Source organism: Bradyrhizobium sp. USDA 4461 (assembly GCF_054055655.1).
Map to the genome: position 1 here is coordinate 6,659,124 of NZ_JBSRXM010000001.1, position 13,961 is coordinate 6,673,084.

General features: G+C 64.1%; 15 protein-coding genes and 1 tRNA gene. 13 read left to right on the top strand and 3 right to left on the bottom strand.

Going from position 1 to position 13,961, the window contains the following annotated elements; genetic code table 11:
* Nucleotides 1-14: 14 nt before the first annotated feature.
* The 4 genes from ACVINW_RS31290 (at nt 15) to ACVINW_RS31305 (ending at nt 1,363) form a co-directional block, all read left to right on the top strand.
* A complete protein-coding gene (locus ACVINW_RS31290) occupies nt 15-470 on the top strand; it encodes an Hsp20 family protein (protein ID WP_456754829.1) in 456 nt (151 codons plus the stop codon).
* Between the two features lie 72 nt (nt 471-542).
* Entirely contained in the window at nt 543-860 is a 318-nt protein-coding gene (locus tag ACVINW_RS31295; RefSeq protein ID WP_456754830.1) for a hypothetical protein, read from the top strand.
* A 9-nt stretch (nt 861-869) separates the two neighbouring features.
* Nucleotides 870-1,190 carry a hypothetical protein gene (locus ACVINW_RS31300; RefSeq protein ID WP_456754831.1) on the top strand — a complete coding sequence of 107 codons (321 nt, stop codon included), beginning with the start codon at nt 870-872 and terminating at the stop codon, nt 1,188-1,190.
* The gene (locus ACVINW_RS31305; protein ID WP_456754832.1) at nt 1,187-1,363 is read left to right on the top strand and encodes a hypothetical protein; all 177 of its coding nucleotides are present in this window, start codon (nt 1,187-1,189) and stop codon (nt 1,361-1,363) included. The genes ACVINW_RS31300 and ACVINW_RS31305 overlap by 4 nt, the downstream gene beginning before the upstream one ends.
* A 153-nt stretch (nt 1,364-1,516) precedes the next feature.
* Here the strand turns inward: ACVINW_RS31305 and glmU are convergent, their stop codons facing one another.
* On the bottom strand, nt 1,517-2,875 hold the full coding sequence (gene glmU, locus ACVINW_RS31310) for a bifunctional UDP-N-acetylglucosamine diphosphorylase/glucosamine-1-phosphate N-acetyltransferase GlmU (protein WP_456754833.1): 1,359 nt from the start codon (nt 2,873-2,875) through the stop codon (nt 1,517-1,519).
* Between the two features lie 183 nt (nt 2,876-3,058).
* On the opposite strand from glmU, the gene ACVINW_RS31315 reads away from it, so the two are divergent.
* Nucleotides 3,059-4,426 carry a hypothetical protein gene (locus ACVINW_RS31315; protein WP_456754834.1) on the top strand — a complete coding sequence of 456 codons (1,368 nt, stop codon included), beginning with the start codon at nt 3,059-3,061 and terminating at the stop codon, nt 4,424-4,426.
* Between the two features lie 96 nt (nt 4,427-4,522).
* Entirely contained in the window at nt 4,523-4,903 is a 381-nt protein-coding gene (locus ACVINW_RS31320) for a hypothetical protein (protein ID WP_456754835.1), read from the top strand.
* Here ACVINW_RS31320 and ACVINW_RS31325 read toward each other — a convergent pair.
* On the bottom strand, nt 4,863-6,491 hold the full coding sequence (locus ACVINW_RS31325; protein ID WP_456754836.1) for a glycoside hydrolase family 17 protein: 1,629 nt from the start codon (nt 6,489-6,491) through the stop codon (nt 4,863-4,865). The genes ACVINW_RS31320 and ACVINW_RS31325 overlap by 41 nt on opposite strands.
* Before the next feature lie 245 nt (nt 6,492-6,736).
* Here ACVINW_RS31325 and ACVINW_RS31330 point away from each other — a divergent pair, with 245 nt between their 5' ends.
* The 4 genes from ACVINW_RS31330 to ACVINW_RS31345 all read left to right on the top strand — a co-directional run bounded on the left by ACVINW_RS31330 (nt 6,737) and on the right by ACVINW_RS31345 (nt 11,060).
* Nucleotides 6,737-7,351: a beta-1-3, beta-1-6-glucan biosynthesis protein gene (locus ACVINW_RS31330; protein WP_456754837.1), complete on the top strand. Its 615-nt coding sequence runs from the start codon at nt 6,737-6,739 to the stop codon at nt 7,349-7,351.
* Nucleotides 7,352-7,546: 195 nt separating this feature from the next.
* The gene (locus ACVINW_RS31335; protein WP_456754838.1) at nt 7,547-10,375 is read left to right on the top strand and encodes a glycosyltransferase; all 2,829 of its coding nucleotides are present in this window, start codon (nt 7,547-7,549) and stop codon (nt 10,373-10,375) included.
* A gap of 254 nt (nt 10,376-10,629) precedes the next feature.
* Nucleotides 10,630-10,705 (top strand) — tRNA-Lys (locus ACVINW_RS31340).
* A 169-nt stretch (nt 10,706-10,874) separates the two neighbouring features.
* On the top strand, nt 10,875-11,060 hold the full coding sequence (locus ACVINW_RS31345; RefSeq protein ID WP_456754839.1) for a hypothetical protein: 186 nt from the start codon (nt 10,875-10,877) through the stop codon (nt 11,058-11,060).
* Nucleotides 11,061-11,599: 539 nt separating this feature from the next.
* Here ACVINW_RS31345 and ACVINW_RS31350 read toward each other — a convergent pair.
* Nucleotides 11,600-12,142: a hypothetical protein gene (locus ACVINW_RS31350; protein WP_456754840.1), complete on the bottom strand. Its 543-nt coding sequence runs from the start codon at nt 12,140-12,142 to the stop codon at nt 11,600-11,602.
* Between the two features lie 378 nt (nt 12,143-12,520).
* Between ACVINW_RS31350 and ACVINW_RS31355 the strand changes: the two genes are divergently transcribed.
* The 3 genes from ACVINW_RS31355 to ACVINW_RS31365 all read left to right on the top strand — a co-directional run bounded on the left by ACVINW_RS31355 (nt 12,521) and on the right by ACVINW_RS31365 (nt 13,958).
* The gene (locus ACVINW_RS31355) at nt 12,521-12,862 is read left to right on the top strand and encodes a hypothetical protein (protein ID WP_456754841.1); all 342 of its coding nucleotides are present in this window, start codon (nt 12,521-12,523) and stop codon (nt 12,860-12,862) included.
* Between the two features lie 10 nt (nt 12,863-12,872).
* Nucleotides 12,873-13,589: a hypothetical protein gene (locus tag ACVINW_RS31360; RefSeq protein ID WP_456754842.1), complete on the top strand. Its 717-nt coding sequence runs from the start codon at nt 12,873-12,875 to the stop codon at nt 13,587-13,589.
* A 105-nt stretch (nt 13,590-13,694) separates the two neighbouring features.
* Nucleotides 13,695-13,958, top strand: coding sequence for a hypothetical protein (locus ACVINW_RS31365; RefSeq protein ID WP_456754843.1), 264 nt, complete (start codon nt 13,695-13,697; stop codon nt 13,956-13,958).
* Nucleotides 13,959-13,961: the final 3 nt, after the last annotated feature.

The following is a 13,961-nucleotide window of genomic DNA, read 5'->3' on the forward strand; positions in this document are numbered from 1 at the left end:
TGGAGGATTTGGCTATGCGCACATACGACTTCTCTCCCCTGTTCCGGTCAGCCATTGGCTTTGATCGGCTCTTTGACCTCGCCGAGACCGTCCAACGTGCCGGCGAAGACAATTATCCCCCCTATAATATCGAACGGCTTGCCGAGGATCGGTACCAGATCGCGCTCGCGATCGCCGGCTTTGCCCCTGACGAGATATCGGTGACGGCAGAGCAGAACGTTCTGACCATCGAAGGCACGAAGGTCGAAAAGGCCGAGCGTGAGTACATCTATCAGGGCATCTCGACACGTCGCTTCAAACGACTGTTCAGCCTGGCCGATCACGTCGAGGTCAAGAGCGCGTCGTTCGATAACGGCCTGCTCAGGATCGAGCTCGCCCGTGAAGTGCCGGAGGCCATGAAGCCGAGGCGAATTGCGATCAATGCAGTTCCAAGCAAGGCGACGCGCCAGTTGGAAGGCGTGGCAGCCTAACGATCCGCAAAGCCGCGCTCCGCTGGGGCGCGGCTCCTCATCTCTGGCTTCGTCTCAAGAATGGAGGCACCCATGCGGCCGACGACCGCGACTGTCGACAATGTCCTTGCATTTCGCCAGCCCAGAGGCAGGCAATACGAACATCCGCGCGATGTGCTGCGCGATCCCTGCCTGACGGTGGCGGCGAAGAGAAGCATTCTGGCATCCTGGGCTTCGGATGCCTGCGCCGTCGCATCCAATCCTGCTCTGCGCGCGCCTCCAGAACTCAGATCGCCCGTTCCAGTGGGCGATATCCTCGATGCGCTGCGCACCCTTGACGATCCGCGCGAACCGCCAGGAGGCAGGCCGGCCCGGCTCCACTCCACCGAGCGCCGCGTCGCTGCTGCATAGGAGCGGCCCATGACCGAGATCAGGCTTCCGAAGCAAGTCATCGACAGGATTGAAGATCGCTGGTGGTCAAGGTTCAACAAAGATCGGCAGCGAACTTCGGAACAGATCGATGAGCGCCTCGAACGGCTGCGCGCACATCGCAACAATGTTGGCCGATATCGGCGGCTGCTCGGCACCGAGCTTTCCGACCTGGAACGCGATTTCGTCAACCGACGTCTTACTGAAGAGATGGCAGCGATGCAGGTGTTGGCGGCCGACATACCGCCTCTTGTCCTTGATCCACCGGCGAACGAGCAAATTGTCGGGCAGTCAGGAGAGGGCCGGCCATGACAGAGCTGCAGCGTCTGCTCATACGTGGGAGCGAAAAGGTCATCAGCCATTATCAATTCCTGCTCGATACCGCGAAATCAGACCACGAGCGCGAGCTGCTCACGCGACGAATCGAGAAGGAACGACAGATGCTGAACGATCTGCTTTATGGCGCGTCTGCGCGTGCGGCCTGACCAGCCGCGACGAGCAAGAAGTATGTCGCGAGAATTCAGCGCGTGTCCCGCTGACTGCGCCGCATACTCCTTGTCGTCCCTGCCTGGTGCGCACCAGGCAGGGACGACATCTTGGTGTGGCGGCAGGTTCGCGATCACGCCAAAAGGAGAAGACTACTTCCCCTTCGCTGCCTTCGCCTTCAGCTTCGCCGCGCGGTAGCGCGCCGCGCCGCCGTCGCGGATCGACTGTTCGCTGCGCTCGATGGCCATCGCATCGTCGGGCACGTCCCTGGTGATGACCGAGCCGGAGCCGATATAGGCGCCCTTGCCGATCGTCACCGGCGCGACCAGCGACGAATTGGTGCCGACAAAGGCGCCCTCGCCGATCAGCGTCCTGTGCTTGAGGAAGCCGTCATAGTTGCAGGTGATGGTGCCGGCGCCGAGGTTGGAATTGGCGCCGACATGGGCGTCGCCGACATAGGAGAGATGGTTGACCTTGACGCCGGCCTCGAGCGTCGCAGCCTTCGTCTCGACGAAATTACCGATCCGCGCGCCGTCGCCGAGCGAGGTGCCGGGCCGCAGCCGCGCATAGGGACCGACCGACACCTGCTTGCCGATGCTGGCCTCGACAATGTGCGAGAAAGCATGGATCACGGCGCCGTCGTCGATCGCAACGCCCGGGCCGATCACCACGAACGGCTCGATCACGACGTCCTTGCCGAACTTGGTGTCGGCGGCGAGATAGACGGTCTCCGGCGCGATCAGGGTCACGCCGGCCTCGAGCGCCTGCTTGCGCAGCCGCGCCTGCATCACAGCCTCGGCCTCGGCGAGCTGCGCCTTGGTGTTGATGCCGCGCACTTCGTCTTCGCTGGTCTCGATCACGACGGCCTCCAGTCCCAATTCCTTGACGATGGTCACGGCATCGGTCAGATAAAATTCGCCCTTGGCATTAGCCTTGCCGATCTTCTCGATGATCGCGAGCGCGGTCTTGCCGTCGAACGCCATCACGCCGGCATTGCACAGCGTGATCTTGCGTTCCTCGGGGCTGGCGTCGGCCTGCTCGCGGATCGCGACCAGTCTGCCGTTCTCGACCACCAGACGGCCGTAGCCGGCCGGGTCGGCGGCACGGAAACCGAGCACCGCCAGCGCAGCACCCTCGCGCAGCGGCGCACGCATGCGCGCAAAGGTCTCGGCCGAGATCAGCGGCGTGTCGCCGAACGCGACCAGCAGGTCGTCGGCGCCGCTGGCGATCGCCTCGCGTGCGGCCAGCACCGCATGTGCGGTGCCGAGCCGCTCGCGCTGCACGAAGGTCTGCGCGTCGGGCCGCACCCGGCGGGCTTCGGCGGCAACCGCCTCATGGTCCGGTCCGATCACGACCGCGAGCTGCGATCCGTCGCCGGAGGCGGCGGCATTGAGCACATGCGCCAGCAGCGTCTGCCCGGCCACCGGGTGCAGCACCTTCGGCAGCGACGAGCGCATCCGCGTGCCCTCGCCGGCCGCAAGCACCACTGTCAGGCTGGTTCGCGCAGTCATTCGCAATCCTCGATCTCGCGCGCAGCTCGCTGCGCCAAACTTGGTTCGAGGCCGTCTTTAATTGTTTTCCCCGCCGGAAGAAACCGATTCGCCTCCGTGGCGCTCCGGATTCAAGTTCCCGATCCATTTCCTGTTAATCTTTGCCTCGTGATTCGGCGGGCCTTGAGGAGGGCCAAGCGGGCTTTGGCCAAAGATCGCGACAATCTGGCGGCGGAATTCGACACCGAGAGCAGCTCCGGCTTTTTGGCCGAGGAGGATGCTTTCGATCGTCGCATGCTCTGGCGGCTCGGGTCGTGGGGCGTGGCCGCGGTCGGCGCAGTCACCGTCGCGGTAATGGCCAACCAGTCGGCGCTGACGCTGAAGCGCAATCAGATCGCCGCAACCGACGTCGCGCGCCAGGCCCAGCAATTGCAGACGCTGGCCAAGGAGAGCCACAACGAGACGCGCCGGCTGGCGTCAGCGATCGATACGCTGAACGCCGATCGCGACCGGCTCTATTCGCGCGTCACCACACTGGAACAAGGCTTGGAATCCGTGACCGGCGCGATCGCCAAGCAGCCCGCGGCGCCAGCTCTAGCGCCGCCCGCACCAGCCAATTCGGCGCCAGCAGCTCCGGCACCGGCACCAACTGTCGCCGGTGTCGCCACGATACCGCCGGCCGCGTCGGACAAGCCGCCGACGGCCGACAAGGTGCCGGCATCTGCCGACAGCAAGCCGCCCGCAGCGATCGAGAAGACCGTTGCGGCGGCTGAAAAGCCCGCCGCCGACAAGAAACCAGCGCCCGCGGCGTCGAAGCCGCAAGTCGCCGCGGAGAGGCCGCCCGCCTCCGACAATGCGCCGCCGGCTTCGTCCGCCGCCCCGTCCGTTGCCAGTCCAATGAGCGCCGCTGCTGCGGCCACCGCAGTGGACACCAAAGCCGCTGCGCCGCCGCCCTCCGACAAGCCGCTGACTGATAGGCCTCAGCTGGCATCGCTCGATCCCGCCTCGACCAAGCCGGCCGAAACGGCCAAGCCGCCGACCGCGAGCGATGCGGGCGTGGCGCCGAATCCACCGCCGGTGATCAAGGCGGATCCCGACGCCGACGCGGAGGACGAGGCGGACGCGCCGAAGGCCCAGATCCAGCGCACCGAGTTCGGCGTCGATCTCGGCACGGCAAATTCGGTCAATGGACTGCGCGCGCTGTGGCGGGGCCTGCTAAAGTCGAAGTCCAATGCCGCGCTGGCCGCGCTGCGGCCGATCATCGTCATCAAGGAGAACGGCAACGGGCTCGGCATGCAGCTGCGCCTGGTGGCCGGACCGCTGAACGACGCCGGCACCGCCGCCAAGATCTGCGCCGGCCTCAGCCTGGTCCAGCGGACCTGCGAGACCGCGGTCTATGACGGCCAGCGGCTGGCCTTGAACGAGCCGCCCGCCGCAGCCAGGCCGGCCCTGCCGCACCGGCGGTTCGTGCCGAAGCGCGCCGCCGTGGCGCCGCCGCAGCAGGCTGTTGCCGAGGACAAGAAGCCGGAGCCTTCGACGATCTCCTCGATGTTCCGGCGCAACAGCCAATGATGATGCCAGGCCAATGGATTGCGGCCAAATTCTCGACCGATTTCGCGGCTTACGCCGAGCCTTGTCCCCGCCCCCTTTCCCGACCATAGTGCCGCGATGACCAAACCACCGTTCCGCCTCTCCCCCTATCAGGTCCAGTTCCTGCTGGTCGTGGGCTTCCTCACCGTCGGCTACGCGCTGTATGTGCGCTATCTGGCCATCGAGTTCTCTCCGGTCGCGCTGGCCTGCGACGCCGGCGGGCAGACCATGCTCTGCAAGGCCCGCGCGCTCTCGACCGTGCTGTTCAAGAACTCGGTGTTCGGGATCACGGCGCTGGTGATCGCCGTGCTGAATCTGACGCGGCCGTCGATCGTGCTGCTCACCGCCGGCCTGATCGCCGCGGGGCTCGGCATCGTGCTCTACAACGTCGTGCTGTCGGGCCTGGCGATCGGACTGTTTATCCTGGGTTTTGCGCGGCCCGCGCCCGCCACAGCGTAGCGGCCAGCAGCAGGAACATCACGCAGGTCCAGTCCGACTGCCAGTTGATCGTCCCCTCGTTGAAGATGGTATAGGCGGCAGCGATCGCCAGCAGACCGGCGAATACGGATTCCGCAATCGGCCGGACGCCCTCCTTCGGACGGTTGAGCATGGTCAGCAGCGCGAACGGCACCACGGCCATGGTCAGCGAGGCATAGGGGAAATCGCGGTAACGCGGATCGAAGGCGAAGCCGAGCGCGGCTTCGGCCGCGATCACGGTGGTCGCCGCCAGCACGATCGCCAGCACCGCCCCGAACATACCCTTGCCGCGATAGTCGCGCGGTCCGACCAGTTCGAGGAAGGTCGGCAGCGAGCGCCCGGCGATCAGCGCATGCGCGGTCAATAGCGGCGCGGCGATGCCGGCCGCCAGCAGCACGCCCCAATGCAGCCAGCCGGCAACGCCGTAGCTCTCGTAATACATCTTGTCGCCGGCGATCCCGAGCAGCGTCCCCGCCGTGGTCGCCGAAAGGCCGACCGCGATCCAGGCCGCCGGCCGCGGCGTCCAGGGCCGGCGCCGCAACGTCAGCCAGGCGACCAGGAAGGTGACGACCGACAGCGCCATGCCGCCGGCCATCTGCAGCTTCCAGTCGGGATAGTTGCTGATCGCAACGCCCGGCGGATACTTCACCTGCCGCTTGATCCAATCGAACAGGCCCCAATTGCCGCCGACGGTGCCCTCGAGCTTGCGCTTCCAGGGCTGGTCATAGGCCTCGATCAGGTTGACGCGAAAGCCCTCGCGCTTGGCGAGGTCGAGGATCTCCGACACCACCCGCGCCTGGTTGGTGCGCGACGGCAGTGCGCCCTCCCGCATCCGCCCCTGGCTCGGCCAGCCGGTCTCGCCGATCAGGATCTCCTTGCCGGGAAACGTCACCGCCATCCGCTTACGGATATCGTCGACATGCGCCGCGGCGTATTTGGCCTTGATCGGGATGTCCTCCCAATACGGCAGGATGTGAATGGTGATGAAATCGACCGCGTCATAGATCTCGCGGTTCTTCACCCAGTATTCCCAGACGTCGGCATAGGTGACCGGGATATTGCCGGCCGAAGCCTTCACCGCGCGGATGTTGCCGGCAAGATCGGCGGCCGTCATCTCGCCGCGCAGCAGCACCTCGTTGCCGACGATCAGCGAGGTGACGACACCGGGATATTCCTTGGCGAGGCGGACTGCGATGGCGATCTGCTGCAGGTTCTTGAAGCGGTTGCTGCTGAGCCAGATGCCCTGCATCACCGTCAGCCCGACCTTGGCCGCAACGCCGGGGACCTGGTCGAGGCCGTTCTCGATCGAATAGGTGCGCACGCAGTCGGTGACCTTGGCGAGATCGGTCAGATCCTGCTCGATCTGCTCGACCGGGACTTGTGTCGTAGGATCAAGCGGCGTCTGGGCGCCGCGGAACGGCGTGTAGGACACGCATTGCAGCTTTGCGGCCGGATCGATCGGCGCACGCGCGAGCGTGATCGGCGTGGCGAGCCACCACCACACGGAAGCAATCACGACGAGCGAGATCAGGAGAAGCGCCAGTGGCGTACGAAGCGAAATCGGTTCCATCCTCCGGGGGACCGTCGAATTAGCCGGTCACAGCCCATCTGCCAAGAGCGGGATTAGGTCAATACCATGGTTGTCCTGCGACAGTTTCGCGCCGGATCGATAAAGTTGTGAGTTTGCTGGACAAAATACCAAATTCCAGTCATCTGACTCCGCCAGAGTCTCCGCCGCACTGGAGACCTATTTGGACGGCATCACGCGAGCCGTTAGGATGATCCCGCGGGGGTAGGAACATTATCGGGGAATACATGCGTCGACGGCTGCTTGAGTTGAAGAACACTGCTTTGCGTCACCTTGCCGTCACCGGCGTTGTGGCCAGTCTTGCGCTCCTGACCGGAGCCGGCGGCGCTTTCGCCCAGAGCGGCACGCCGAATCCGCCGGATCAGGCCAAACAGCAGCCCGGAAATCCGGCCGATGCGAACGCCAATGCCGCGCGGGAGGCGAACCAGCGCAAGGTCGAGGAGTTCGGCGAGGCTCAGCAGGCCATCAACGGCCCAGCCGGCAACCCGGAATGCGTCTGGCTCGGCCGCCGTGTGGTCCGCCTGATGTGGAACGACGACCTCGACACCGCGTTCCGCCACCTTGACCTGTATGACCGGTTCGGCTGCCCCGGCGGTCACGTCCAGGCTGCGTTCCGCTGCCTGACCCGGTTCGGCGCCCAGATCGACGACAAGGTGCGCGGCAGCCTCGACGGCCGCATCCACGCCTGCTGGATCAATCCGGGCGCCCAGCCGCAGGCCGCGGCGGCTGCCGCGGCGCCGAGCCCGGCACCGTCGACCGCCGGCAACGCCGCGCCCGCACCGGCTGCCTCGCCCTCGCCTGCACCGGCCCCGTCGGCCACACCTGCGCCGGCGTCGAAATAGCGGCGCTCGCGCGACCGGGGGTCCGGCCGCGATTTTTTCGCGGCTGGAACGGCTTGCGCCCTTAAAACGCCATCGCGGCACACCAGTTGTTAAATCGGATGGCGGAGATATCTTTTCCTCCACCGTGATATTGGTCGAACCCAGGGGACGGGTTCGCTTAGTCCTCACTCTCAGGCCCCGTATGGTTTAACCGCGATGCGCGCCGTCGTCGCCGTCCTGTTGCTTGTCACCGCCGCCCACGCCGCCCTGTGGGGTCTCTTCCAGGAGAAACAGTCGGCGCCCGATTTCCGCGGCACGCTGCCGAGCCTGTCCTACGCCCCGTTCGAGTCAGGGCACACCGTCGCTGACGTTGCTGCCGACACCGAGAAGGTGCGCGCCGATCTCAGAAAGCTCTCCACCCTCACGAAAGCGGTCCGGCTCTATTCATCGACCGAAGGCAACGAACTGGTGCCTCCGGTTGCCGCCGAGTTCGGCATGAAGGTCACCGTCGGCGCGTGGATCGACAAGGACGCCAACCGCAACAATCGCGAGCTCGACGCCGCGATCAACCTGGCCAAGCGCAACAGCAACGTCATCGGCATCGTGGTCGGCAACGAAACCGTGTTCCGCGGCGAGCAGGTCCCGCTCGAAAACCTCGGCACGGTTCCGGAGATCGGCGTGTCGCCTGAGGACTCCGAGCGAATCCTGCGCGAGGAAGCACAGCGCCTTCACGACGCGGATACGCAGCCCGAGGACAAGCGCGCCGAAGCGGTCAAATGGGCGGTTGCCGAAAACAACGTGCAGCGGCTGGTCAGGGTGATTCAGCGGGTCAAGAAGTCGGTCAACGTTCCCGTCACGACCGGCGAAATCTGGAACATCTGGCGCGATCATCCGCAGCTCGCCAACTCGGCCGACTTCATCGCCGCCCACGTGCTGCCGTACTGGGAAAACTTCACCGACAAGCAGGCGGTCGACCAGGCGGTCGATCGCTACAATCTGTTGCGCGACTCCTTCCCCGGCAAACGCATCCTGATCGCCGAATTCGGCTGGCCGAGCCAGGGCTACAATCTGCGCAACGCCGAGCCGGGCGCGTTCCAGCAGGCCACCGTGCTGCGCAACTTCGTTACCCGCGCCGAAGCCATCGGCATGGACTACAACATCGTCGAGGCCATCGATCAGCCCTGGAAGTTCTTCGAAGGCGGCGTCGGTCCCTATTGGGGCATCCTCAATGCCGACCGCGAGGCGAAGTTCGCCTGGACCGGACCGATCACCGACCTGAACTACTGGAAGATCGCGCTGGTCGCCGTGCTGGTCGGGCTGTTCATGTCGCTGCCGATCCTGCGGCTGGACCAGCCGACCGTGATGCAGGCGCTGCTGCTGTCGGCCGCGGCCAATGGCGTCGGCGCCTGGGTTGCGACCGTGTTCTCATACTGGACCACGCACTATTTCGTCTGGGGCTCGGCGTTTGCGCTCAGCCTTGGCCTGGTGCTCCTGGTTCCTCTCGTACTTATCGCGATGGCGCGGATCGAGGAGATCGCGGCGGTGGCATTCGGCCGCGGCCCGCGTAGGCTGATCGGCAAGAGCGCGCCGCTGGCGCCGGCCACGATCGGCGAGAACGTCAAGTTCCCGAAAGTCTCGATCCACATCCCGGCTTACTTTGAGCCGGTCGAGATGCTGAAGCAGACGCTCGATGCGGTGTCGCGGCTTGACTATCCGAACTTCGAGTGCGTCTGCATCATCAACAATACGCCCGATCCCGACTTCTGGCGGCCGATCCAGGATCACTGCCGGCTGCTCGGCGAGCGCTTCAAGTTCATCAATGCCGAGAAGGTGCAGGGCTTCAAGGCCGGCGCGCTGCGCATCGCGATGGAACGCACCGCGGCCGACGCCGAGATCATCGGCATCATCGACGCCGACTATGTCGTGCACCCGGATTGGCTGAAGGACCTGGTGCCGGCCTTCGCCGACCCGCGCGTCGGACTGGTGCAGGCGCCGCAGGAGCACCGCGACGGCGACCGCTCGCTGATGCACTACATCATGAACGGGGAATATGCCGGCTTCTTCGATATCGGCATGGTCCAGCGCAACGAGTTCAACGCCATCATCGTGCACGGCACGATGTGCCTGATTCGACGCGCCGCGATGGACAAGGTCGGCGGCTGGTCCTCCGACACGATCTGCGAGGACACCGATCTCGGCCTCTCGATCCAGCAGGCGGGCTGGCTCACGCACTACACCAATGTGCGTTACGGCGAAGGCCTGCTGCCTGACACCTACGAGGCCTTCAAGAAGCAGCGCCATCGCTGGGCCTATGGCGGCTTCCAGATCGTCAAGAAGCACTGGCGGCGCTTCCTGCCCGGCGCCAGCCGGCTGACGCCCGATCAGCGCCGCGAATTCTCGCTCGGCTGGCTCAACTGGCTCGGGGCCGAAAGCCTCGGCGTCGTGGTTGCGATCCTCAATCTGATCTGGGTGCCGATCGTCGCCTTCGCCGACATCGCGATCCCCGACAAGATCCTGACCTTGCCGATCATCGCCTCCTTCGTCGTCTCGCTCGTACATTTCGTCGCGCTCTACCGGCTGCGGGTGAACATCAAGGCCGGCCAGATGCTGGGCGCCATGATCGCGGCGATGAGCGTGCAGTGGACGGTGTCGCGCGCGGTGGCGCAGGGCCTGATCACCGAACATCTCGCCTTCGCCCGCACCTCCAAGGGCGGCCTGTCGCGCATGTCGATCGAATTCCAGGCGTTCTGGGAAGCGGTGATCGGCGTACTGCTGCTGATCGGCGCGATCGTGCTGATCGTGACCAACGGCTTCAAGCAGGTGCGCGAAATCTACATCTTCGCCGGCGTGCTGGTGCTGCAAAGCCTGCCGTTCCTAGCCGCGGTTTCAATCGCGATCCTGGAGAATTCGCGGATCAACGAGTTCGCGTTCTGGCGTAACAGCGCGATCCGCACCGCGGAACTGATCGGACTTCGCCCGGTCAGCCTGCCCTCGGTCGCCGCCCCGCAGCAGCCGGTCGGCTCGGAAATCCGCCACGACGGCTAACGCCTGATCCGGACCCCGAGGGCCGCGTCAGCGCAAAGTGCGCAGCGGTTTTCCGGAAAGATCATGCGCAAACAAAGTCAACTTCAAGAAACGGCCCTAACCGCAGGCGCCGAATGGGCAAATCCGCCGCAACGGTACACAATTGACCGCCCGCCGGCTATTGACCCGATGGGCCCCGCCCCCTACACAGCGCGGACTGGAGCATGATCCGGAGCGGTTCACCGCTTGCGTCCGGATCTGATGTTCAGGTGAGTGAGCGCGTAGCTCAGGCGGTAGAGCACGTGACTTTTAATCATGGGGTCGAGGGTTCGAGTCCCTCCGCGCTCACCACATCAAATCAAGCACTTAAGACCGGAATAGACCCAAGCCAAGCGAAAGCCAATTCAGACCGTGCACACACCATGCACACTTGGCGATTGCTCGGCATGGCGTACTTTGTGGCCGCATTGGCAGCCAATGTGATTGCGGTCTGCCTGAACTGAGCTGGTAGGATCGCGCCATGTGGCACCTCTTCCAGTCGCTGGTGATCTTCGCAGTCCTGGCGTCCAACGTGCATTGGCATTGGACGCCGAACGGATACCTGGCCGGAATGATCGGCGTCGGCCTTGCATGGCTGCTCACCCAGATCATCAACGAGCTGCCGCGGACGCTTCAGGGGTTGCAGGGACGCGGTCGGCGAGCTTGAAACGACACGGCCCCAGTCTTGGGGAGAACCGGGGCCGTGGAGCAGCAGCGAGGCATCGGGGTTAGGGATTCGACGCCTCGCGCTCAACCGGCGCCCCAGCGTGCGGCGGTGTGGGCGTCGTACTGAAATTCAGAACCTTCGACGCAGCTACGTCAATACCTCAAGCGGATGATCCGGTGACGCTTTTCGGTAAGTCCGGCGAACCGTCTGAGCGGGATAGCGTGTAAGCAAACGACCCCAGCGCGGGCGGCGCGCCAGGCCGTTGAAAGCTCGCAACTCCCGACGTTGCCGATTGTTCCCGCCGCATTGATGAAATGCAGAAGCAACCGGAGCGCAGGCACAAGCGTTTGCTTGCGCTTGGGAATTTCAGGGCCCAGGTTTTTGGAGTGGAACGCCGCCGGGCATGTATTTCAGATCCCGGCGGCGTCTTTTGCTGGATGTTCAGATCAGCATGCCGCTGCTGATCGTCGCCAGTTTGCGGGCGAGCAGGATCGAGCAGCGCGCGACCCAGAGCCGGATCCTCATCACCAGCGCGCGGATCAGCCGCATCGGTCCTGCTCCCGGTCCATCAAGCCGCCAGCAGCCCAGCGGCGCTGATCGCCGCCAAGGCTGCCCAGCGACGGCTCGTCATCCTCGCCCGGCTCCCGGCCGTCGTGCTCGTCCTCAAGGTCGTGACCGAGGCCGGCGCACAGGTCGAGTTGATGGCCGGTGCTGCTCCGCTCCCAATAGCCGTACGCTGACGGATGGCGCTCGAGGAAGCCAAGGCTCGGCTCGTCGTCGCTGTCATCCCGTTCAAGATCGCCATCCGGATCGGGATCGCAGGGCCGGACGCCTCCTGGCGAGAGGTTTTGTTCGAGCTCGTCCCAATCAATCGGGTGGTCGTCAGCCTGGTCCTCCAACTCCGTGGTGACATACGGATCGGAGGCATCGAGGAAGGCGATCAGCCGATCAATCTCGGCCGCGGCCTCTTTCCTGAGTCTGGCGAGGGCGTGGAGAGTCGTTTCCCGCTCCCGCTGTTGAAGTGCGAGGCCGGACAAAATCGCACCAGCGGAGTCCGCTGGCCTTCCTGTGGTGGTTTGCATGTTTGGTCTCTGGATCAATGCCGGCTTGCTACGGCCGGTTGCCAGTGGGCAGCACTGGCGCCGGGAAGTTAGCAACGCCGCCAGAGACGGCGCGCGACGGCTTTCCCCTTGCGGGTCTTGTATAGCCGCCGCCTTCCCGGCATAGTGGTGCCGTTCACGCTGGCGGCTAACCAGCGCGTCCTAATCGATGGCATGTTTGATCCCGGCAAGGATCGCCCCGCCATCGCCCTGGTGCTTCAGGCCCGGCAAGGCCTTCGGCGGGAGTTGCTAAGCTCCGTCTGGCATCACATCCGATTTGCGTTAAAAAATCCATCCCCTCCCTTGGGGCATTGCCTTTGCCCGCGCCTTCCGGTTGAGTCCGCGGCGGAGGGCTACCCAATGAATAATTCGAAACTGCTCAGCCGCGCGCTCGGCGGGATGTTGCTTGCTACGACCAGCCTGGCGCTCGCCGGCTGCGGCGTGGCGCGCTCCGTCCAGGCGAACAACGCCTATGACGCCTCGCTGGCTGCCTACAAAGACTGTCTGGCCCGATCGGGTGCCGCAGGCTGCGAATCTCAAAGGCTCGCGCTGGAGGCGGACAAGGACCACGTCGCGATGACGCGTGCCCCGGTCGTCATAGGCGGTGGTGGCGGCGGTTCTGCCTACGTCGCACCCAGAGTCGATCCCGTCGTGTGCAACACCATGCGCACCGGGATCATGTCTACGACCACCTGCAATTAGACTGCACTGCATGACCGGCAATGATTTCATAGGACCTGCTGTCGTCGCCGCGATCGTGTCCGGCATTGTCACCATCGCCGGCTTCATCGTCTCAAACAGGACTACGACCAGGCTTCACTCTGAAAAACTCAAATTTGACGAAGCTCTCGCCGAAAAGAAATTCCGCTTTGATGTCGACTTGGCTGAGAGAAAATTCCGATACGATCGGGAGCTTCACGACCACAAGCGGCGCGTCGAGTTCGGAGAGGATTTGCTTGCGGCATTCTATAAGATGAAGGAAGTGATAACCGCTGCTCGCTCGCCGGCAGCGTTTGGAAATGAGGGAGCCAGCAGGCCTCGCCAAGAAAATGAAGGCGAGTCCTTGGCGAGAACGAAAGATATGTACTTCGTCCCCCTCGAGCGGCTTACGAAGCACCAAGACTTTATTTCGGACTTCTTCAGCAAACGCTTTCGGGCTCGCGCCATTTTTCGCGGGACCGAAATCGATCGAGCGTTTCAGATCCTCCACGAGGTAATTATTTCAATCCAAGTTTCAGCCGAGATGCTGATAAACGCTGTTGGAAGCGGGCGCCGTCCTGATGATAATTTCTATTCGACACTTGAGGACGATATTTGGGGAAGCCGTAGCGAGAAAGACAAATTGAACCCGAAGGTCAATCAGGCGATCGATGTCGCCGAAGATGTGCTCGGTCAGATGTTGGAGGCTGCGGCTAACGACTCGCAATGAAGCGAACCGATTTCCACATCCACGACGCGCGGTAGCCTCGCTCTGTTCCCTGCCCCAACGTCTTGAGAATTTGCGTGCGCTCAGCAGTTGCGGAATCAATCGCGCATGCCCTGGCGTCGCAAGCCCGCTCACTTCCTTCGCTACTGGTCCGGTCCTGTCGATCGCAACGCCGGCTTTAAGACCGTGCTGGTGTTCTGCGTCGGGTGTCAGCAGCACAACGGCCGGCTGATGCTCGCCGATCTGCCGGAGTGGGATTGGCAGGACATCTCGGCGCACTTGAAGTGCACCGCCTGCGGCAAGGTCGGTTGGGTCGATACCCGGCTCGATTGGGGCGAGGTGATCAACTTCGCCAAGGGCGTGTCGGGCTGATGC

Coding starts and splice junctions, on each gene's coding strand:
- ACVINW_RS31290 (WP_456754829.1), top strand. CDS start 15: ATGCGCACATACGACTTCTCTCCCCTGTTCCGGTCAGCCATTGGCTTT.
- ACVINW_RS31295 (WP_456754830.1), top strand. CDS start 543: ATGCGGCCGACGACCGCGACTGTCGACAATGTCCTTGCATTTCGCCAG.
- ACVINW_RS31300 (WP_456754831.1), top strand. CDS start 870: ATGACCGAGATCAGGCTTCCGAAGCAAGTCATCGACAGGATTGAAGAT.
- ACVINW_RS31305 (WP_456754832.1), top strand. CDS start 1,187: ATGACAGAGCTGCAGCGTCTGCTCATACGTGGGAGCGAAAAGGTCATC.
- glmU (WP_456754833.1), bottom strand. CDS start 2,875: ATGACTGCGCGAACCAGCCTGACAGTGGTGCTTGCGGCCGGCGAGGGC.
- ACVINW_RS31320 (WP_456754835.1), top strand. CDS start 4,523: ATGACCAAACCACCGTTCCGCCTCTCCCCCTATCAGGTCCAGTTCCTG.
- ACVINW_RS31325 (WP_456754836.1), bottom strand. CDS start 6,491: ATGGAACCGATTTCGCTTCGTACGCCACTGGCGCTTCTCCTGATCTCG.
- ACVINW_RS31330 (WP_456754837.1), top strand. CDS start 6,737: ATGCGTCGACGGCTGCTTGAGTTGAAGAACACTGCTTTGCGTCACCTT.
- ACVINW_RS31335 (WP_456754838.1), top strand. CDS start 7,547: ATGCGCGCCGTCGTCGCCGTCCTGTTGCTTGTCACCGCCGCCCACGCC.
- ACVINW_RS31345 (WP_456754839.1), top strand. CDS start 10,875: ATGTGGCACCTCTTCCAGTCGCTGGTGATCTTCGCAGTCCTGGCGTCC.
- ACVINW_RS31350 (WP_456754840.1), bottom strand. CDS start 12,142: ATGCAAACCACCACAGGAAGGCCAGCGGACTCCGCTGGTGCGATTTTG.
- ACVINW_RS31355 (WP_456754841.1), top strand. CDS start 12,521: ATGAATAATTCGAAACTGCTCAGCCGCGCGCTCGGCGGGATGTTGCTT.
- ACVINW_RS31360 (WP_456754842.1), top strand. CDS start 12,873: ATGACCGGCAATGATTTCATAGGACCTGCTGTCGTCGCCGCGATCGTG.
- ACVINW_RS31365 (WP_456754843.1), top strand. CDS start 13,695: ATGCCCTGGCGTCGCAAGCCCGCTCACTTCCTTCGCTACTGGTCCGGT.